Origin of the sequence: Thiomonas arsenitoxydans (genome assembly GCF_000253115.1) — a bacterium.
In the GTDB taxonomy this organism is placed as follows: domain Bacteria; phylum Pseudomonadota; class Gammaproteobacteria; order Burkholderiales; family Burkholderiaceae_C; genus Thiomonas; species Thiomonas arsenitoxydans.
The window spans coordinates 2,447,736-2,465,514 of sequence record NC_014145.1; the positions used below are offsets into that span (position 1 = coordinate 2,447,736).

A 17,779-nucleotide genomic window follows, 5' to 3' on the forward strand; every position below is an offset into this window, starting at 1 on the left:
GCTCAACCTCTCTGAACGAATAGACGTCTTAAGAAAAGGACTTCAGGCAGCGAAATCGGCCAGCACGGTGCTGCTGGCGTAAACCTTGTCTCCGATCGAAACGCGCGACTGTGTGTCCAGCGGCAGATAGACATCGACACGCGAACCAAACCGGATGAATCCAAACCGTTGCCCGCGCTGCAGGGCATCGCCCGCCTTGACGTAGCAAAGGATGCGCCGGGCAATCAAGCCGGCGACTTGCACGGCAGTCACCACACGACCATCGCAATCGATCACCAGCGCATTGCGCTCGTTTTGCTCGGAGGCTTTGTCGAGATCGGCGTTCACAAATTTACCCGGGAAATATTGCACATCGCGCAAGGCGCCGTCCACCGGGGCACGGTTTGAATGCACGTTGAACACGTTCATGAACACGCTGATCTTGAGGGCATCGCGCCCGGCGTAAGGGTCGAACGCGTGCGTAATGGCCACGATGCGGCCATCGGCCGGGCTGAGAACGGCGAGCGGATCGCGAGGGATCGGACGGGCGGGATCACGAAAGAACTGCACCACGAAAATCGTCAGCAGCCAGATCGGCAATGACCACCAGAACCCGGCGAGCGCCCAAACGATCACGGAAAGCAGCACGCTGCTGGAAATAAAGGGCCAGCCTTCGCGAGCCAGAATGGGATGGGGATAGGTCATGGGTGGAGTTTAGTCGCCGGAAGGCCCGGCATGAAGCACAACACCCGGCATGGGCCGGGTGTTGTGAAAGTCAAAGGGTCGGAAGATCAGTTCTTCGATTTGTCCACCAGTTTGTTGGCCTTGATCCAAGGCATCATCGCACGCAGCTTCTCACCGACCTGTTCGATCTGATGGTCGGAGGTCAGACGGCGACGCGAGAGCAAGGTCGGCGCACCGGCGCGGTTTTCCAGAATGAAGCTCTTGGCGTATTCACCCGTCTGGATGTCCTTGAGGCACTGACGCATGGCGTTCTTGGTGTCCTCGGTGACGACCTTCGGCCCGGTGACGTACTCGCCGTACTCCGCGTTGTTGGAGATCGAGTAGTTCATGTTGGCAATGCCGCCTTCGTAGATCAGATCGACGATGAGCTTGAGTTCATGCAGACACTCGAAATAGGCCATCTCGGGCGCATAGCCGGCCTCGACCAGGGTCTCGAAACCGGCCTTGATCAGTTCGACCGTACCGCCGCACAGCACGGCTTGCTCACCGAACAGATCGGTCTCGGTCTCTTCGCGGAAGTTGGTTTCGATGATGCCGGCCTTGCCGCCGCCGTTGGCCACAGCGTAAGAAAGCGCCAGATCGCGCGCCTTGCCCGATTTGTCGGCATGCACCGCGATCAGATGCGGCACGCCGCCGCCCTGGGTGTAGGTGCTGCGCACGGTATGGCCGGGCGCCTTGGGGGCGATCATGATGACGTCGAGATCGGCACGCGGCTGAACCTGGCCGTAATGCACGTTGAAGCCGTGCGCAAAGGCCAGTGCAGCCCCCTTCTTCATGTTCGGCTCGACGGCATTGCGATAGACCTCGGCGATGTTCTCGTCGGGCATGAGCATCATCACCACATCGGCGCCTTCAACGGCCTTTTCGACCTCGGCGACCTTCAGGCCGGCTTTTTTGGCCTTGTCCCAGGATGCGCCGTTCTTGCGCAGGCCGACGGTGACCTTCACGCCGCTGTCATTCAGATTTTGGGCATGCGCATGACCCTGCGAGCCGTAACCCACGATGGTGACCTTCTTGCCTTTGATGAGGGAGAGATCGGCGTCTTTGTCGTAATAAACGTTCATATTGGCTCCTGAAGTTGAGGTTTTGTGTTCTTGGCGGGACGCTCCACGCCACAAAGAAAAAATATGCGCCGTCTTGGAATCAGGCGCGCAGGATACGCTCGGCGCGGCCAATTCCGCAGCTGCCGGTTCGCACGGTTTCCAGAATGGCCGTGGGATCGACCGCCTGGATAAAAGCGTCGAGCTTCGCGGCGTCGCCGGTCAGTTCGATGGTGTAGGACTTGTCGGTCACATCGATGATGTGGCCGCGGAAAATGTCGGACATGCGCTTGATCTCTTCGCGCTCCTTGCCCACGGCCCGCAGCTTGATCAACATGAGCTCGCGCTCGATGAAGGAAGCCTCGGTGAGATCGACGACCTTGACTACTTCGATGAGCCGGTTGAGGTGCTTGGTGATCTGCTCGATGACCTCTTCCGAGCCGCTGGTGACGATGGTCATGCGCGACAGCGAGGCGTCTTCCGTGGGCGCCACGACCAGCGATTCGATGTTGTAGCCCCGAGCGGAGAACAAGCCCACCACACGCGACAGGGCACCGGGTTCGTTTTCCAGCAGAACGGCAATGATGTGTTTCATGAATTCACTCCTCTACGCAGGCTTCGTGCGGCGCCGGTAAGCGTCGCCTGGCTGCTGCGAGATTGATGATGGAAGGGTGTGCAGCACTGCCGCACACGATAGGTCAAGGCACTTGCTGCAACTCCGCAGACCGCCGCGTCCGGTGAGACACGACCCCTGCAGAGCCGACAGCATTGCGCCTTTCAAAAATCAGAGATCCTCCGACCCAAGCAACATATCGGTGATCCCCCGACCCGCCTGCACCATGGGCCAGACGTTCTCTGTGGGGTCCACCGAGATGTCGAGGAAGACCGTGCGGTCTTTCATCGCAAACGCCTTCTCCATGGCGGGGCGCAGGTCTTCGGGCTTGTCCACCTTGATGCCCACATGACCATAGGCTTCGGCGAGCTTGACGAAGTCGGGCAAGGAGTCCATGTAGGAATGCGAATAGCGGCCTTCGTACTCGATCTCCTGCCACTGCCGCACCATGCCAAGATAGCGGTTGTTAAGCAGGATGATCTTCACCGCCGTGCCATACTGCAGGCAGGTGGCAAGCTCCTGAATGTTCATCTGGATAGAGCCGTCACCGGTGACGCAAACGGCTTCGGCTTCGGGCTTGGCCAGCTTGATGCCCATGGCGTAGGGCAGACCCACGCCCATGGTGCCGAGACCGCCCGAATTGATCCAGCGCCGCGGCTCGGGAAATTTATAGAGCTGCGCGGCCCACATCTGATGCTGTCCAACGTCGGAGCAGATATAGGTCTCGCGGTCTTTGGTCAGCTCGTACAGCGTGTCGATCACAGCCTGCGGCTTGATGACCTCGGTCGAATGCTCATAGGCGAGACAATCGCGCTTGCGCCACTCGTCGATCTGCGCCCACCAGGCCGCCAGCGCGCCGCCGTCGTTCTTGTTGCCCGCCTTGAAGGACTGTTCGAGCTGATCGATGAGTTCCCGCAGCACCTCGCCGACATCGCCCACGATGGGCACGTCCACCTTCACCCGCTTCGAGATAGAGGAAGGATCGATGTCGATATGCACGATCTTGCGCTGGTTTTGCGCAAAATGCCCCGGATTGCCGATCACCCGGTCGTCGAACCGCACGCCCACCGCGAGCAGCACGTCGCAATGCTGCATCGCCATATTCGCCTCGAAGGTGCCGTGCATGCCAGGCATGCCGAGAAACTTCGGGTCTTCACCGGGCATCGCGCCCAGCCCCATCAGCGTATTGGTGCAGGGATACTTCAGCAAATCGGCCAGCTTGCGCAGTTCGGGAGACGCATTCGCCAGCACCACGCCGCCGCCCGTATAGATGTAGGGCCGCTTGGCCGAGAGCAGCAGTTGCACCGCCTTGCGGATCTGGCCACCGTGGCCCTTGCGCACCGGGTTGTAAGAGCGCATCTCCACGGTCTTGGGATACTCGAACTGAGTGGTATGGCGCGACACATCCTTGGGCACATCCACCACCACCGGGCCCGGCCGACCCGAACGGGCGATGTGGAACGCCTTTTTCATCGTGGCCGCCAGATCGCGCACATCCTTGACCAGGAAATTGTGCTTGACCACCGGGCGGGTGATGCCCACGGTGTCGCATTCCTGAAACGCATCCAGCCCGATGGCCGTCGTCGGCACCTGCCCGGTGACGATCACCATCGGAATCGAGTCCATATACGCGGTGGCGATGCCCGTGATGGCATTGGTCGCCCCCGGCCCGGAGGTCACCAGGGCCACGCCGACCTCGCCCGTCGCGCGGGCATACGCGTCTGCGGCATGAACCGCAGCCGCTTCCTGCCGCACCAGTACATGCTGGATCGAGGTTTGCTTGTAGAGCTCGTCGTAGATGTAGAGCACGGCCCCGCCGGGGTAGCCCCACATGAATTCGACGCCTTCTTCCTGAAGGCATCGCACCAGGATTTCTGCCCCGGTGAGTTCCTGCGCGCTTGCCGCGCAGGATTTTGATGCAGCCGTTGCGGCCGACTTGTGTTCTGTGCGATTCATTTCCATGAGTTCACCTTGTGAATTTCTCTGACGAAAGACTTCAGGTCTCCCTCGGCACCCGCTTGTGGCCGGCCTTTGGGATACACGTGCGATCTGGAACGTTGTGGGCGCGGCAGATGATGCAAATCGCATTTCACCTTGTTGCTGCACTGAGGCTCAGACCAAACGGAGCTTGGCAGTGTAGTGCAGCGCAGCACTGCTGCACATGATCGTGGGGATTTTGGTCTCGCATCAGAACGGACTGACGCCCCAACGTCGCCCCAACGCCGGTCGGCTGGTTGAGCTTCCTGAGCCCGTCCTGTAGCCCATTTGGTGCAACGATGCGCCATTGCATAATGTGCAGTTGCCTCTCATCCTCACGGACCGCACGACGTCCGACTCGATGGCCACCGAACGAGAACTCAACGAATTCCTCGCCAGCATCGACAAGCGCGCTTTTTTGCGCGCCGCGTTCTCGACGCGCGACGACGACGCCGCGATGGATCTGGTGCAGGAGGCGATGATCAGCCTGGCGACCAAATACGCCGACAAACCGCGCCAGGAGTTGCCGCTGCTGTTCCAGCGCATTCTGACCAATGCCATTCTCGACTGGCATCGCAAGCGCAAGGTGCGCAGAGCGCTGTTCAGCAATCTGTCGGATTTTGAATCTCAGGAAAGCGAGGGCGAATTTGACCTGCTCGAAACACTGGAACTCGAAGCACTGAGCGAGCATCTCGAAAGCGCCGAAACCCAGGTTCAGCGCATGCAGATCCTGAAACATCTCGAAACTGAAATTTCGCGTTTGCCCGCACGTCAACGGGAAGCGTTTTTGTTACGTTATTGGGAGGAACTCGACGTTGCCGAAACCGCGCAAGCCATGGGCTGCTCGGAAGGCAGCGTCAAAACGCATTGCTCGCGCGCCATCCATTCGCTGGCACGCGTTTTGAAAGCCCAGGGCTACTCATGAAAAACGACGCAACCGATCCGCTGCGCCCCAAAGTCGAAGCCCGCCTTGCGCAGCAACTCGCCACACGGCTGCAACAGGCCGAGCGGCAGATCACGCCCGAACAGTCCGAGCGCCTCAAGGCCCTGCGGCTGATGGCGGTCGCCCAGATTCAGCCCGTTTCGGCAACTGCTGCCGTCGCGCAGGGCCGCGCCCTTTCGCTGGTGGGTCCCTCGCTCTGGAGGTCGTGGCTGTTTCGTTTCGGCGCCGTTCTGCCGCTGATCGTGCTGGTCGTCGGCCTGCTGGTCTTGCAAGACTATCAACAGGAACGGTTCATCCGCGTCACGGCCGACATCGACACCGCCCTTTTGCTGGGCGATTTGCCGCCAGCGGCCTACGCCGATCCCGGATTTGCCCGCTACCTCAAGCTGGAGCGCTGATGACTTTGCGCCCCTGTCCTCCACGCCTGATGGAGCGCCCCCTCCTGTTTCAGTCGGCTCTGTTTCAGTCCGCCTTGCTGCTGGGCCTGTTCGTGGCCCTGCTGTTCTGCGTCACTCCGACGCATGCGGCTGAAGCGCCGCCGAGCTGGCAACACCTCAGCGCGACGCAGCAGCACATTCTTGCCCCCCTGAAAGCCGATTGGAGCGAGTTCGATCACGACCGCAAGAAAAAATGGCTCGACATCGCCGCCCGCTATCCAGCAATGAGTCCGCAGCAGCAAAAAACCCTGCAGCAGCGGATGAATGAGTGGGCGCACCTCAGTCCGGAAAAACGTCGTCTGGCGCGCGAAAATTTTCTCTCCACCGGCAAGACGCCGCAGCAAAGCCGCCGCGAAGCCTGGGAGGCCTACCAAAAACTGCCTCAGGCCGAACGTGAACGGCTCAAGGAAGAAGCCCGGCATCCCAAACCCCACCCCGGACAGGTGGGCAAATATTTGCAGGAAAAACAGGCTGCTGCAAGCCACGCGCAGCCTGTCAAGCCACCTGTCAAGCCGCCCGTCAAACCCGCGCCCCAGCCGCCTCTCCCGGCATCGGCGCCGATACCCGCCAAAGTCGCTTCCGCCGCCCTGCCTTGTGCGGATGTGCTGCGCTGCCCGGCCCGCTAAGTTCGTACTGCGGGCGCACGTCTTCGCCCAAATCCATGCTTTCTCTAAACGCGCCCCCAATGCGCCGACGCCTGGCCTGTCTGTTCTATGAAGGGCTCATACTGCTGGGCCTGTCCCTAGTCACTGCGGCGGTCACGCTAGGGCTACTGCACTTATTGGGTTTGCCGCAGGCGTCCGCAACACACCGAGTCATCCTCCAAGTCGCAGAATTCGTTGCGCTCACCGGCTATGGCGCCGGGTTCTGGAGTGCAGGTCGACAAACGCTGCCCATGAAGGTCTGGAAAATCGCTCTGGTCACCCCATGCGGGGCGCCGCTCGGTCTTGGGCGGGCACTATGGCGCGCCGTTCTGGCTTGGCTCTGGGTCGTCCCCGCCCTGACCTTGGCTGCGGCCCTGCAACTTTCGCCGGAGGAGACCGGCTGGCTGCTCGCGGCGGGCATTTTGCTGTGGGCCGGCACCAGCCTGCTGCGTAAAGACCGTCAGTATCTGCACGATGTGCTCGCGGGCACGCGCCTGGTGCCCGCAAACGGATAACCGCCCATGAAACTCGACCCTCACGCCCTCTGGTACGCATGGGACGGCTGGAATGCCCGCCTATTCCTCGCCATCAATCACGCCGGAGACAACACGGTGTGGAACAACGCCGCACGCCTGGGCACCGCCTTGGGCGACCATCATCTGCTGCCGGTCTACCTCGGCCTGCTGCTGACCCTCGCGATGCGCTGGCCCCGGCTGATTTCTCTGCGCAGTGTGCTGGTCTATGCCTGGGCCAATCTGCTGTTGTTTGTCTCGATTTACGGCGTACTCCAACCCTGGGCCCACTTTCCGCGACCGCTTGAGGTTTTCGGGCCGCAGATGGTTCATGTACTTGGAGAACCCAAGTTTGCGCACAGCTTTCCCTCGGGTCACGCGGCATTTGCCATGGTGCTCGCCGCAAGTCTGGCCTTTTCGCTGCCCCGCCCCTGGAGCGTCGTGCTGTGGCTGTTCGCGCTTTGGGTGGCATGGTCACGCATCGCCGTCGGCGCGCACTTCCCGGCTGACGTGATCGGCGGGGCGTTCGTGGGCGCCCTGTGCGTCTTGGTGGCGTACGGGCTCGCTAGGTTGTGGATTCGGGGCGCGAAGCCCGCATAAGGCAGACGCCGTCTCATTCATCTGTTTCGCAGGGCGAGTGGCATGCCAAGCTGCAAACACCATCAGACCACCTCCCAGCCAGCCCGGTATCGTCATCTTCTCGCCCAGCAGAGCAACGCCAACCAACACGCCAAACAAAGGCTCGCTACCCATCAACAACGAGACCCGGCTGGGGCTCGTGCGAGACGCCGCATAGTTCTGCGCAAAGAAAGCAAATACGGTGCACAGCAACACCAGAAACGCCATCCCGGCCCAGAAACTGGCCCGCAGGGGAATGGACGGCCAGTGTGGCCCGCGCCAGACCCACACCAGGGCAGCCAACCCCACCGTCACCACGCCCGATTGAACGGCGGTCAAAGTCAGTGCGGGCAAGGCATGACGGGCTGCAAGCCGTCTGGTTTGAGTCACCATCACGGCCCTCAGCAAGGCAGCGAGAAGCACCAGCGCATCGCCCAAGCCCGGGCGGCCGATTCCCGATGTTGCCGACAGCAAGCCCGCTCCGATCACCGACAAACCCGCCGCCTGCCACACGCGCAAGGTGGGCGGCTGCCCCAATAGCGCCCATTCGACCAGTGGCGTCAGCGCGACACAAAGACTGATGAGCAGAGCAGCGTTTGCTGCAGTCGTCAACGTGACGCCGTAGGTTTCGCAGAGAAACACGGCCAGCAGGTTGAGTCCCAGTATCGAGCCGACCGCCAATCCGCCTCGCCATTGCGCCGTAAACAGGGGACGCAAGGTCGGCGACAGGATCAGAAAGGTCAAACCAAAGCGCAGGGCGAGCAAGTCGAGCACCGGCCACTGCTGAGCCAACAATTTGGTCACCCCATAACTGCCACCCCAAACTGCCGCAACCAGTAGAAGCAGCACTTCAGGCACACCCAGGTTGAGCGCATGAAATGCGGGCGCTGAGGCCGCGCGCTTGATAGGCGGATTTGTCATCGAAAGACCTGCATAAGATGGAGCGTTGTCCCATTGTTGGGCGTGCATCCCTGGCAAACCAGACCCTCCACCGGAACAGGACTATTGCGCCGTGAGTACAAATGCGTTTTTGAGCGTTCTGCCTGAAATGGTGACCTTCCTGCGAGTCGCCGAGTCCGGGAGTTTCTCCGCAGCCGCACGGCAGCTTGGCACCACGCCCTCGGCGGTGAGCCGTCAGGTCTCTCGCCTGGAAAAACACCTCGGCGTTCAGCTGATCCTGCGAACAACGCGACAACTCCGTCTGACCGCCGCAGGAGACGCGGCGCGCGTGCGCTGCGGCGAGTTGGTCGCCGCGGCGCACGCCGTCATGCAAGTGCCGCAACAAATAGCCGGAACGCCGAAGGGATCGATCTGCATCAGCGCCCCGAAGGCATTTGCCCGGCATGTGCTGCATCCCTTGCTCTTGCAGTTTCTGGCGCAATGGCCCCAGGTACAACTGCAATTGATCGCCACCGACCATGAGGTCGATCCCTTTCGCGAGGGTGTCGATCTGATGATCCGCGTCACGCGTCATCCGCCCGAAGGCTTTGCCGCGCGCGAACTGATGCAGGTAGAGCAAGTTCTATGCGCAGCGCCCGCGTATCTTGCGGCCCACCCGGCCATTACTCATCCATCCGATCTGGCGGTGCACAGCTGCCTTCCCCTGGGCGAAGATGCTCACGACAGGTGCTGGCGCTTTCGGCAGGGCGACACTGAGACTAAAGTCGTCGTGCAGGGTCGCTATGCCGTGAATCACAGCGCATTGCGGCTGGAGGCCATGCTGGTCGGTCTGGGGCTCTGCACCTTGCCTGACTATGTGGCGCGCCACGCACTGGAGAACAGGTCTGCCGTCCAGGTCTTGCCGGACTGGAATTTCCTGGGAAGTTATGGCGGCCGTGCCTACGCACTCTATCCGCCGAGCCGCTTTGTGTCGCCCACCTTGCGCGCACTGATCGACCATCTTGCCGCCGCCCTGGAATAAAAAAACGCCCCGACTTGCGGGGCGTTTTCATCAGACCACTTCTGCGCACATCAGGTGAATTTGCGCGTGGCCATGAAACGGTCGAACTCGTTGTCCGCAAAGCGGAACCAGAGAATGTCGTCGTTGCGGAACTTGGCCCAGTCGGTGTAGACCTTTTTCCAACGGGGATTGCTCGCTGAAAGCTCGTTATAAAGGTCGTTGGACGCCTTGAACGCCGCTTCCATCACGTCTTTCGGAAAGCCTTGCAGCTTGGCGCCTTTGCCCACCAATTCCTTGAGCGCGGGAGGGTTCTTGGCGTCATACATGGCCTGCATATTGATGTGCGCATGCGAGGCCGCCAGTTCCACCATGGCCTTGTATTCCGCCGACAAAGCGTTGTAGGCCTTCTGGTTCACATACAGGTCGAGCTGCGGGCCGCCTTCCCACCAGCCGGGATACAGGTAGTTTTTCGCCACCTTGTAGAAGCCCAGCTTCAGATCATCGTAAGGGCCGATCCACTCCGCCGCGTCGATGGTGCCCTTCTCCAGCGTGGGATAGATGTCACCGCCCGGAATATTCTGCGGCACCACGCCGATGCGCTCCATCACCTTGCCGCCGAAGCCGCCAATGCGCATTTTCAGGCCCTTCATGTCGGCCAGGCTCTTGATCGGCTTGCGGAACCAGCCGCCCATCTGCGCGCCGGTATTGCCCAAAGGAAAGCTGATGATGTTGTAGTTTGCATAAAACTCGCGCATGAGCTTGAGGCCATTGCCCTGATACATCCAGGCGCTCATCTGGCGGGAGTTCATGCCGAAGGGCACAGCACAGCCCAGGGCGAAGGTCGGGTCCTTGCCGAAGAAGTAGTACGGCGCGGTGTGCGCGCACTCCACCGTACCTTGTTGCACGGCGTCGACCACGCCGAAGGGTGGAACCAGTTCACCGGCAGCATGGATGCTGATTTCGAACTTGCCGCCCGAGGCTTCCTTGACCTTCTGCGCGAAGATGTTGGCCGCACCGAAGATGGTGTCGAGCGAATTGGGAAAACTTGACGCCAGGCGCCAGCGCACGGACTGCTGGGCCATGACAACGGCGGGTGCGCTACCCGCCGCGAGAATACCGGCCAGGCCGGCGTGTTTGACAAATGAACGGCGTTCCATAGGGTCTCCTGGTAAATAAGTCACTCTCGATACAGATGATTCATTTCATATCAAGATGATTCCAATTGTATTGACCCGTCCCAAACGCCCTGAAAAAAGCCCGCTTCGGCGGGCTTTTTTTGGCTAGGGCAGCGCGCTCAGGTGAGCTTGCGTGTGGACATGAAACGGTCGAACTCGTTCTCGGCAAAACGGAACCACAGAATGTCGTCGTTGCGGAATTTCACCCAGTCGGCGTAGACCTTGCGCCAATTCGGATTGTTTGCGGACAGTTCGCTGTAAAGATCGTTGGCCGCCTTGTACGCCGCTTCCATGACGTCTTTGGGGAAGCCTTGCAGCTTGGCACCCTTGCCCACCAGTTCCTTGAGAGCCGGGGGGTTCTTGGCGTCGTAGGCAGCCTGCATATTGACGTGGGCATAGGCCGTCGCGGCATCGACCGCCGCCTTGTAGTCGGCGGGCAGCGCGTTGTAGGCCTTCTGGTTGACGTAGAGATCAAGCTCCAGACCGCCTTCCCACCAGCCGGGGTACAGGTAGTTCTTTGCCACCTTGTAGAAGCCGAGCTTCAGGTCGTCATAGGGCCCGATCCACTCCGCCGCGTCGATGGTGCCTTTTTCCAGCGAGGGGTAGATGTCACCGCCGGGAATGTTCTGCGGCACCACGCCGATGCGCTCGATCACCTTGCCAGCGAAACCGCCGATGCGCATTTTCAGGCCCTTCATGTCGGCCAGGCTCTTGATCGGCTTGCGGAACCAGCCACCCATCTGCGCGCCGGTGTTGCCGCAGGGGAAGTTGAGGAAGTTGTACTGACTGTAGAACTCGCGCATGAGCTTGAGACCGTTGCCCTGGAACATCCAGGCCGTCATCTGGCGCGAGTTGAAGCCGAACGGCACCGTGCCGCCCAGCGCGAAGGTCGGGTCTTTGCCGAAGAAGTAGTACGGCGCGGTGTGGCAGCACTCCACCGTGCCTTGCTGCACGGCGTCGACCACGCCGAACGCCGGCACCAGTTCACCGGCGGCGTGCACCGAGATCTCGAACTTGCCGTTGGTCAGTTCCTTGACCTTTTGTGCGAACACATTGGCGGCGCCATAAATGGTGTCGAGTGAATTGGGAAAGCTGGAGGCCAGACGCCAACGTATCGATTGCTGGGCCATGACGGCCGGGGCGGTACCCGCAGCGAGGATGCCGGCGAGGCCAGCGTGTTTGACAAAGGAGCGACGTTCCATGGAGTCTCCGGAAGGGGAATAAGAAAGGATCGGGATGTGAGTTCTTCTGCTGTCGCGAGACGGCTTGACCCGACGTGACCATCGTAACTTCTGTAACCATTCGCATCATTGCGGGTAAGCGCGAAGGATTCCTGACTCTGGCGCGAATCAGCTTTGACTTGAAGTCACCAATGCGGACGTGCAAACGACAAGGCCGCCCGAAGGCGGCCTTGTGCGAGGGGCTCGGCAAACTCAGCCCGCGCCGCCCACCGTCATGCCGTCGATCAGGATGGAGCCCGTGGTCTTGCTGCCATAGGTGTGCGTATCCGCGCCCACGGCCACCACATTGCGCAGCATGTCGCGCAGATTGCCCGCGATGGTGATTTCCTGCACGGGATAGCGGATTTTTCCGCCCTCCACCCAAAACCCCATGACCCCACGCGAATAGTCGCCCGTCACATAGTTGACGCCGTGGCCCATGAGTTCGATGGCGAACAGCCCGGTGTCGAGCTTGCGCAGCATGGCGCGCAGATCATCCTTTGCCTGCGTGAGGCGGCTTTGCAGCAGCAGGTTGTGCGCGCCGCCGGCGTTGCCGGTGGTCTGCATGCCGAGCTTGCGTGCCGAATAAGTGCCGAGCAGATAGCCTTGCACCACGCCGCCGTCCACCAAACTGCGCTTGTGCGTGGCCACACCTTCGCTGTCGAACGGCGCGCTGCCGCGGCGTTTGGGCAGGGTGGGGTCTTCGATCAGGTCGATGTGATCGGCCCACACCTGCTGTCCCAGACTGTCCTGCAGAAAAGAGGATTTGCGATACAGCGCGCCGCCGCTGATGGCATGGGTGAAGCTGCCGATCAGGCCGGAGGCCAGCGGCGACTCGAACAACACCGGGCACTTGCGCGTGGACAGCTTGCGCGCCTTCAGCCGCGACAACGCTCGCTCTGCGGCGTAACGCCCCACCGCCTCGGGAGAAGCCAGGTCGGCGGGGTCGCATTCGGACGTCCACCAGTAATCGCGCTGCATGTCGTCGCCGCGGCCTGCAATGGGCGCACACGACAGACTATGCGACGAGGTAGCGTAGCCGTCGCAGAAGCCGCGGCTGTTGGCCAATACGAAGTGCGACTCTTGCGCGGATACGCTGGCGCCTTCGCTGTTGCGGATGCGTGGGTCCACGGCGAACGCGGCCTTCTCGGCGCGCAGCGCGATCTTGGCCGCGCTCTGCGGTGTCAGATCCCAGGGGTGATAGAGATCGAGCTGCGGCTGTTGCTGACCGATGGCCAGCATCTCCACCTCGGGCAGCCCGGCGCAGTCGTCTTCGGCGGTGTAGCGGGCGATGTCAAACGCCGCCTGCGCGGTGCGCGCAATGGCCTCTGCCGAAAAGTCCGACGTGCTGGCATGGCCGCGGCGCTGGCCATCGAACACGCTGATGGACAGACTCTTGTCGCGGTTGTGCTCCACGTTCTCGATCTGGCCGTTGCGCACGCCGACCGACATGCCCTGCCCTTCGGAGACTTCCACTTGAGCGTCCGAGGCGCCGACCTTGCGCGCCTGTTCGAGTGCCTGCTGGGCGAGAACCTGAAACTGCGATTTGTTGTAGGCGAAACGTCCCACGATATGGCATTCCTTTTTTGGCGGCCCGGCTCACTGTCCAGGATGGGCAGGTGGCCAAGGCGCGCATGAACTCAACGGATAATAAGAGCCATGAAATTCCCGCATCGCCCCACCGGCCCCGCCTTTGATCCACCCGACGACCGACCGCCGAGCAAAAGCCAGGTCAAACGCGACATGCTTGCGCTGCAAGAATTGGGCGAACAACTGATCAGTCTGCCAGCCCACACCATCCGGCAGGCCGATCTGCCCGAAGCCCTGCGAGATGCCGTGCTAGAAGCACAGCGCATCACCGCGCATGGCGGCCGCAAGCGCCAGACCCTTTATGTGGGCAAACTGATGCGCTCGACCGATGCCGACGCAGTGCGCGCGGTCATTGCCGCAGCCACCCAGGACGACCGCGCCAGCGTGGCCCGCATGCACGCGCTGGAGCGCTGGCGCGACGTTCTGCTGGCCGACGATCAGGCGCAGACCGAATTCCTCGACAAATACCCCAGCACCGACGCGCAACAATTGCGCCAGCTCGTGCGCGGCGCACGCGCCGAAGTCGGTGCCGACAAGCCGCCGCGACTCACCCGTCAACTTTTCCAGTTCGTCAAAGCGGCCATCGCCGCGCACGACACACCTCACCATCCCGCAGACGATGAACCCCTCCCCAGTTTCTGAAACGTCCGCCGCCGACCGTGTGCGCATCGGCCTGGTCTCCATCAGCGACCGCGCCAGCACCGGCATCTACCAGGACAAGGGCCTTCCCGCCTTGCGCGACTGGCTCGGGCGCGCCTTGCTCAACCCGGTGAGCTTTGTTGAACGGCTGATACCCGATGACCGCCTGCAGATCGCCAACACGCTGTGCGAACTGGTGGACTCCGAGCATTGCGACCTGGTGCTGACCACGGGCGGCACCGGCCCCGCTCCGCGCGACGTCACCCCGGAGGCCACGCTGGATGTGGCCGACAAGGAGATGCCCGGCTTCGGTGAACAGATGCGCCGCATCAGCCTGCACTTCGTGCCCACCGCCATTCTGTCGCGGCAGACCGCAGTGATCCGCGCGAAAACGCTGATCATCAATCTGCCGGGCCAGCCCAAGTCGATTGCCGAAACGCTCGAAGGCGTGCACGACGCCGCCGGTCAAAGCGTCGTGCCGGGCCTGTTCGCCGCGGTGCCGTATTGCGTCGATCTGATCGGCGGGCCGTATCTGGAAACCGACCCCGCAGTGTGCGTGGCCTTCCGCCCTAAATCGGCGCAGCGGCCGCCACGGGTTTCGTAACCCGCTGTCACCACCTTGCTTTCTGCGGGCACGACAAACGTCGGCCTTTCGCGTTATGCTCAAAATGCACAACGACAGGAGACTTGCAATGCACCCGATGAAAACACTCCCTCTCACCTTGAGCGCACTGGCGCTGGCAGCCGCCTGCACCACGGCCCAGGCTGAAACCCTGACCGTGTTCGCCGCGGGCACTCTCGGCAAATCGTTCACCACCCTGGCACGCGGCTTCGAGAAGCTGCATCCGGGCGTGACCGTGCAGCCGCAATTCGGCGGCAGCGTCAAAATGGTCAAGCAGGTCACTGTTCTGCACCAGCCGGCTGACGTAGTGGCTGTGGCCGACTATTCGGTCATCCCCAAGTACATGTTCAAGGGCGATGAGGGCAACAAACCCACGGCCGACTGGTCCATCGGCTTTCTGGGCAACGCCATCACCTTCATCTACACCCCCAAGAGCAAGGGCGCGAAGGAGATCAACGCCGACAACTGGTGGAAAATTCTCTCCGAACCCGGCGTGCAGATCGGGCGATCCAACCCCAACACCGATCCCTCGGGCTATCAAACCCTGCAGATGCTCGATCTGGCCGGCCGCTATTACAAACAGCCCGACCTTGAAGCCAAGGTGCTGGCCAACTCGCCCGAGAGCAATATGCGCGATACCGAGACCGATCTGATCTCGGCGCTGCAGCTCGGTCAAATCGACTATCTCGCCATCTACCGCTCCGATGCCGTGCAGCATCACATGGAGTCCATCGACCTGCCGCCGCAGATCAACCTCAGCGATCCCAAGTTCGACGCCGACTACGCCAAGGCCAGCGCCAAGACCAAGAACGGCGAACTTTCCGGCCGTCCCATCATTTACGCGGTCACGATCCCAACGACCGCCCCGCATCCCAAGCTGGCGCAGGAGTTCATCGCCTACCTGCTCGGACCAGCAGGGCAAAAGGTCATTGCGGCCAATGGCTTCATTCCGCTCAAGCAACCCTACGCCATGAACCGCGACAAAGTTCCTGCGGACCTGCGCAAGCTCACAGTGGCCTGGCCAAGATGAGCCCACCCCGAAAGCCTGCGCTACGCTTGGCTCTCCCCTCAAGGGGCGCCACGCCCTTGGGGCGGCCCGGCGGGCGTGTCACTGTGATCACCTCGCCGAGGAACGCAAACTATGTTCAGGCGTGAGGCGCGCAGCCCGATGTTCTGGGTGTTCTGGCTGATCGGCGCGACGCTGCTGGCCTTCATCGCCCTGCCCTTGCTGGCCCTACTGCTGCACCCCACGTTTGGCGATCTGCGGCAGGTGGCGGCGATGGCGGATGTGCGCAGCGCCATTGGCCTGAGTCTGGGCGCGGCGCTGTTTAGCACGGTGCTGGCTGCGATGTTCGCCGTGCCGCTGGCTTATGTGCTGGCTCGGCAGCAGTTTCGTGGCAAGAGCGCGGTGGAAGCGCTGGTCGATCTGCCGCTCACCATTCCGCACACCATTGCGGGCATCGCGCTGCTGCTGGTGTTCAGCCGGGGCGGCTGGCTGGGCGCACCATTGGCCCACATCGGCCTGGAGTTCTGGGGCAAGTTTGCCGGCATCGTGCTGGCGATGAGTTATGTCGGCCTTCCCTATGCGGTGAACGCCGCCCGCGGCGGATTCGAGGCGGTGGACCTGCAGATCGAGCGCGCCGCGCGCATTCAGGGCGCGGCGCCGTGGGAGGTATTTCGCCGCGTCACCCTGCCGCTGGCCCGTCAGGGCATTGGCACCGGGCTGACGCTGTGCTTCGCCCGCGCCATCGGCGAGTTTGCCGCTGTGGTGCTGCTGGCCTATTACCCGATGACCGCGCCGATACGCATCTACGACCTGTTCCTGCAGTCCGGGCTGCGGCAATCCGTGGCGGCTTCGGTGCTGTTTCTGCTGGTGGTCATGGCGCTGTTCTGGGGACTGAGGCTGCTCGCCTCGGTGCGCGCGCCGCAGCCCGCGCAAGACCGGCAAAAGGCATGGCTGCACTGACGCAACGCACCGTCCTGGCAACGCCCGCAGTCACCGGCTCGGCTCATGGCGCGCCCGGCGCCCTGCGTTTACGCGGACTGCAATGGGGCATCGGCGCCTGGCAGTCGGCCGTCGTCGATCTGCAAGTTCCGCGCGGCCAGACCCTGGTTTTGCTGGGCCACAACGGCGCGGGTAAGAGCGCCCTGCTCGACACCCTCGCCGGCTTCCTGCCCGCGCGCGCCGGGCAGGTGCAACTGGGCGCGCAAGACCTCACCGCCCAGCCGCCGGAGAAGCGCCGCATCGGCTATATGTTCCAGCGCGATGCGCTGTTTCCGCACTGGACGATTGCGCGCAATCTGCAGTTCGGCCGAGGCGCACAGACCGATCTCGATCCGCTGCTCGACGCGCTCGATCTACGGCCCTGGTTGAACCAGTACCCGCACCAACTCAGCGGTGGCCAGCGGCAGCGGGTTGCGCTGGCACGGGCGCTGGTCGGTGCGCCCGAATTGCTGCTGCTCGACGAACCCTTCTCGGCCATCGACCCCGAGGCCCGCCCTAGCTTGCGACGCACCCTGGCTGCACTGCTGCGCGAGCGCGCCATCACCACCGTGCTGGTGACGCACGACCCGGTGGACGCACACCTGCTGGGCGACCTCGTGGGCGTGCTCTATGGCGGGCGTCTGCTGCAAGCGGGCACGCCACAACAAGTCTTCGAGCGCCCGCCCGATCTGCCCACGGCGCGACTGGCGGGTGTGGACAATTTGTGGCCGCTTCAAGTGCTGGCACAGTCGCGGCTGGGCGCACAGGACGTGCTCTCGCTCGGCATCGAAGCGCAGCCCGTGCTGGACTGGCGCGGCACGCTGCCTGCTGGCGTCGAGTTGCAACCCGGCGCCCGAGTCACCCTGGCCGTTCGCGCCGAGGCGGTGCATCCCTGCCCGGCTTCGGCCTCGGCTTTAGTGACTCAAGACGACGACAGCCTCACCCTGACGGCCCGCCTGATCGAAGCCCGATGCGAAGGCCCGCTGTGGCGGCTGCGCTGTGCGCTGCCCTGCGGGCTGGAAGCCGAGACCTACGCCCTGCCGACGCTCTGGTGCGAACTCGCGCTGGAGATCGGCGGCACACTTGGCCTGCGTATCCGGCAGGCCAACCTGCATCTGCTGGTCTGAAATTCAGATCATTCA

18 protein-coding genes and 1 pseudogene are annotated in these 17,779 nt (G+C 62.3%); 11 read left to right on the forward strand and 8 right to left on the reverse strand.

All coding sequences use genetic code 11. The features are described from left to right. Window positions 1-42: 42 nt before the first annotated feature. From THI_RS11395 to THI_RS11410, 4 genes are all read right to left on the reverse strand, one after another. On the reverse strand, window positions 43-684 hold the full coding sequence (locus tag THI_RS11395) for a phosphatidylserine decarboxylase (RefSeq protein ID WP_013106401.1): 642 nt from the start codon (window positions 682-684) through the stop codon (window positions 43-45). A gap of 86 nt (window positions 685-770) precedes the next feature. Continuing rightward, complete coding sequence (ilvC, locus tag THI_RS11400) at window positions 771-1,898, reverse strand: ketol-acid reductoisomerase (RefSeq protein WP_407830066.1); 1,128 nt, start codon at window positions 1,896-1,898, stop codon at window positions 771-773. Then, window positions 1,867-2,358: an acetolactate synthase small subunit gene (gene ilvN / locus THI_RS11405; RefSeq protein ID WP_013106403.1), complete on the reverse strand. Its 492-nt coding sequence runs from the start codon at window positions 2,356-2,358 to the stop codon at window positions 1,867-1,869. The genes ilvC and ilvN overlap by 32 nt, the downstream gene beginning before the upstream one ends. 189 nt (window positions 2,359-2,547) lie before the next feature. Beyond that, on the reverse strand, window positions 2,548-4,338 hold the full coding sequence (locus tag THI_RS11410) for an acetolactate synthase 3 catalytic subunit (RefSeq protein ID WP_013106404.1): 1,791 nt from the start codon (window positions 4,336-4,338) through the stop codon (window positions 2,548-2,550). Window positions 4,339-4,714: 376 nt separating this feature from the next. On the opposite strand from THI_RS11410, the gene THI_RS11415 reads away from it, so the two are divergent. From THI_RS11415 to THI_RS19380, 5 genes and pseudogenes are all read left to right on the forward strand, one after another. After that, window positions 4,715-5,278, forward strand: coding sequence for an RNA polymerase sigma factor (locus tag THI_RS11415; RefSeq protein WP_013106405.1), 564 nt, complete (start codon window positions 4,715-4,717; stop codon window positions 5,276-5,278). Next, window positions 5,275-5,694, forward strand: coding sequence for a DUF3619 family protein (locus THI_RS11420; RefSeq protein WP_013106406.1), 420 nt, complete (start codon window positions 5,275-5,277; stop codon window positions 5,692-5,694). Before THI_RS11415 ends, THI_RS11420 begins: the two co-directional genes overlap by 4 nt. A 29-nt stretch (window positions 5,695-5,723) precedes the next feature. After that, complete coding sequence (locus tag THI_RS11425) at window positions 5,724-6,359, forward strand: DUF3106 domain-containing protein (RefSeq protein ID WP_013106407.1); 636 nt, start codon at window positions 5,724-5,726, stop codon at window positions 6,357-6,359. Between the two features lie 59 nt (window positions 6,360-6,418). Next, window positions 6,419-6,892, forward strand: coding sequence for an RDD family protein (locus THI_RS11430; RefSeq protein WP_231836179.1), 474 nt, complete (start codon window positions 6,419-6,421; stop codon window positions 6,890-6,892). Between the two features lie 183 nt (window positions 6,893-7,075). Then, window positions 7,076-7,393 (forward strand): annotated as a pseudogene (locus THI_RS19380) (phosphatase PAP2 family protein); the annotation flags it as partial. Here the strand turns inward: THI_RS19380 and THI_RS11435 are convergent. Then, a complete protein-coding gene (locus THI_RS11435) occupies window positions 7,364-8,428 on the reverse strand; it encodes a DMT family transporter (RefSeq protein ID WP_013106410.1) in 1,065 nt (354 codons plus the stop codon). The pseudogene THI_RS19380 and the gene THI_RS11435 sit on opposite strands and share 30 nt — an antisense overlap. A 91-nt stretch (window positions 8,429-8,519) precedes the next feature. On the opposite strand from THI_RS11435, the gene THI_RS11440 reads away from it, so the two are divergent. Next, on the forward strand, window positions 8,520-9,428 hold the full coding sequence (locus THI_RS11440) for a LysR family transcriptional regulator (protein ID WP_013106411.1): 909 nt from the start codon (window positions 8,520-8,522) through the stop codon (window positions 9,426-9,428). Window positions 9,429-9,478: 50 nt separating this feature from the next. Here THI_RS11440 and THI_RS11445 read toward each other — a convergent pair whose 3' ends face one another. The 3 genes from THI_RS11445 to pmbA form a co-directional block, all read right to left on the reverse strand. Then, on the reverse strand, window positions 9,479-10,564 hold the full coding sequence (locus THI_RS11445) for a TRAP transporter substrate-binding protein (protein WP_013106412.1): 1,086 nt from the start codon (window positions 10,562-10,564) through the stop codon (window positions 9,479-9,481). Between the two features lie 137 nt (window positions 10,565-10,701). Next, window positions 10,702-11,784, reverse strand: coding sequence for a TRAP transporter substrate-binding protein (locus THI_RS11450; protein WP_013106413.1), 1,083 nt, complete (start codon window positions 11,782-11,784; stop codon window positions 10,702-10,704). A gap of 231 nt (window positions 11,785-12,015) precedes the next feature. After that, complete coding sequence (gene pmbA, locus THI_RS11455) at window positions 12,016-13,371, reverse strand: metalloprotease PmbA (RefSeq protein WP_013106414.1); 1,356 nt, start codon at window positions 13,369-13,371, stop codon at window positions 12,016-12,018. A gap of 90 nt (window positions 13,372-13,461) precedes the next feature. Here pmbA and yjgA point away from each other — a divergent pair, with 90 nt between their 5' ends. From yjgA to THI_RS18135, 5 genes are all read left to right on the forward strand, one after another. Beyond that, window positions 13,462-14,034, forward strand: a complete 573-nt coding sequence (gene yjgA, locus THI_RS11460) for a ribosome biogenesis factor YjgA (RefSeq protein ID WP_013106415.1) — start codon at window positions 13,462-13,464, stop codon at window positions 14,032-14,034. Further along, complete coding sequence (gene mog, locus THI_RS11465; protein ID WP_050985951.1) at window positions 14,012-14,635, forward strand: molybdopterin adenylyltransferase; 624 nt, start codon at window positions 14,012-14,014, stop codon at window positions 14,633-14,635. Before yjgA ends, mog begins: the two co-directional genes overlap by 23 nt. A gap of 97 nt (window positions 14,636-14,732) precedes the next feature. Further along, window positions 14,733-15,683, forward strand: coding sequence for an extracellular solute-binding protein (locus tag THI_RS11470; RefSeq protein WP_231836181.1), 951 nt, complete (start codon window positions 14,733-14,735; stop codon window positions 15,681-15,683). A gap of 111 nt (window positions 15,684-15,794) precedes the next feature. Then, entirely contained in the window at window positions 15,795-16,619 is an 825-nt protein-coding gene (locus tag THI_RS11475; RefSeq protein ID WP_013106418.1) for an ABC transporter permease, read from the forward strand. Then, window positions 16,607-17,764, forward strand: a complete 1,158-nt coding sequence (locus THI_RS18135; RefSeq protein WP_013106419.1) for an ABC transporter ATP-binding protein — start codon at window positions 16,607-16,609, stop codon at window positions 17,762-17,764. The genes THI_RS11475 and THI_RS18135 overlap by 13 nt, the downstream gene beginning before the upstream one ends. Window positions 17,765-17,779 lie beyond the last annotated feature (15 nt).

Coding starts and splice junctions, on each gene's coding strand:
- THI_RS11395 (WP_013106401.1), bottom strand. CDS start 684: ATGACCTATCCCCATCCCATTCTGGCTCGCGAAGGCTGGCCCTTTATT.
- ilvN (WP_013106403.1), bottom strand. CDS start 2,358: ATGAAACACATCATTGCCGTTCTGCTGGAAAACGAACCCGGTGCCCTG.
- THI_RS11410 (WP_013106404.1), bottom strand. CDS start 4,338: ATGGAAATGAATCGCACAGAACACAAGTCGGCCGCAACGGCTGCATCA.
- THI_RS11415 (WP_013106405.1), top strand. CDS start 4,715: ATGGCCACCGAACGAGAACTCAACGAATTCCTCGCCAGCATCGACAAG.
- THI_RS11420 (WP_013106406.1), top strand. CDS start 5,275: ATGAAAAACGACGCAACCGATCCGCTGCGCCCCAAAGTCGAAGCCCGC.
- THI_RS11425 (WP_013106407.1), top strand. CDS start 5,724: ATGGAGCGCCCCCTCCTGTTTCAGTCGGCTCTGTTTCAGTCCGCCTTG.
- THI_RS11430 (WP_231836179.1), top strand. CDS start 6,419: ATGCGCCGACGCCTGGCCTGTCTGTTCTATGAAGGGCTCATACTGCTG.
- THI_RS11435 (WP_013106410.1), bottom strand. CDS start 8,428: ATGACAAATCCGCCTATCAAGCGCGCGGCCTCAGCGCCCGCATTTCAT.
- THI_RS11445 (WP_013106412.1), bottom strand. CDS start 10,564: ATGGAACGCCGTTCATTTGTCAAACACGCCGGCCTGGCCGGTATTCTC.
- THI_RS11450 (WP_013106413.1), bottom strand. CDS start 11,784: ATGGAACGTCGCTCCTTTGTCAAACACGCTGGCCTCGCCGGCATCCTC.
- yjgA (WP_013106415.1), top strand. CDS start 13,462: ATGAAATTCCCGCATCGCCCCACCGGCCCCGCCTTTGATCCACCCGAC.
- mog (WP_050985951.1), top strand. CDS start 14,012: ATGAACCCCTCCCCAGTTTCTGAAACGTCCGCCGCCGACCGTGTGCGC.
- THI_RS11470 (WP_231836181.1), top strand. CDS start 14,733: ATGAAAACACTCCCTCTCACCTTGAGCGCACTGGCGCTGGCAGCCGCC.
- THI_RS11475 (WP_013106418.1), top strand. CDS start 15,795: ATGTTCAGGCGTGAGGCGCGCAGCCCGATGTTCTGGGTGTTCTGGCTG.
- THI_RS18135 (WP_013106419.1), top strand. CDS start 16,607: ATGGCTGCACTGACGCAACGCACCGTCCTGGCAACGCCCGCAGTCACC.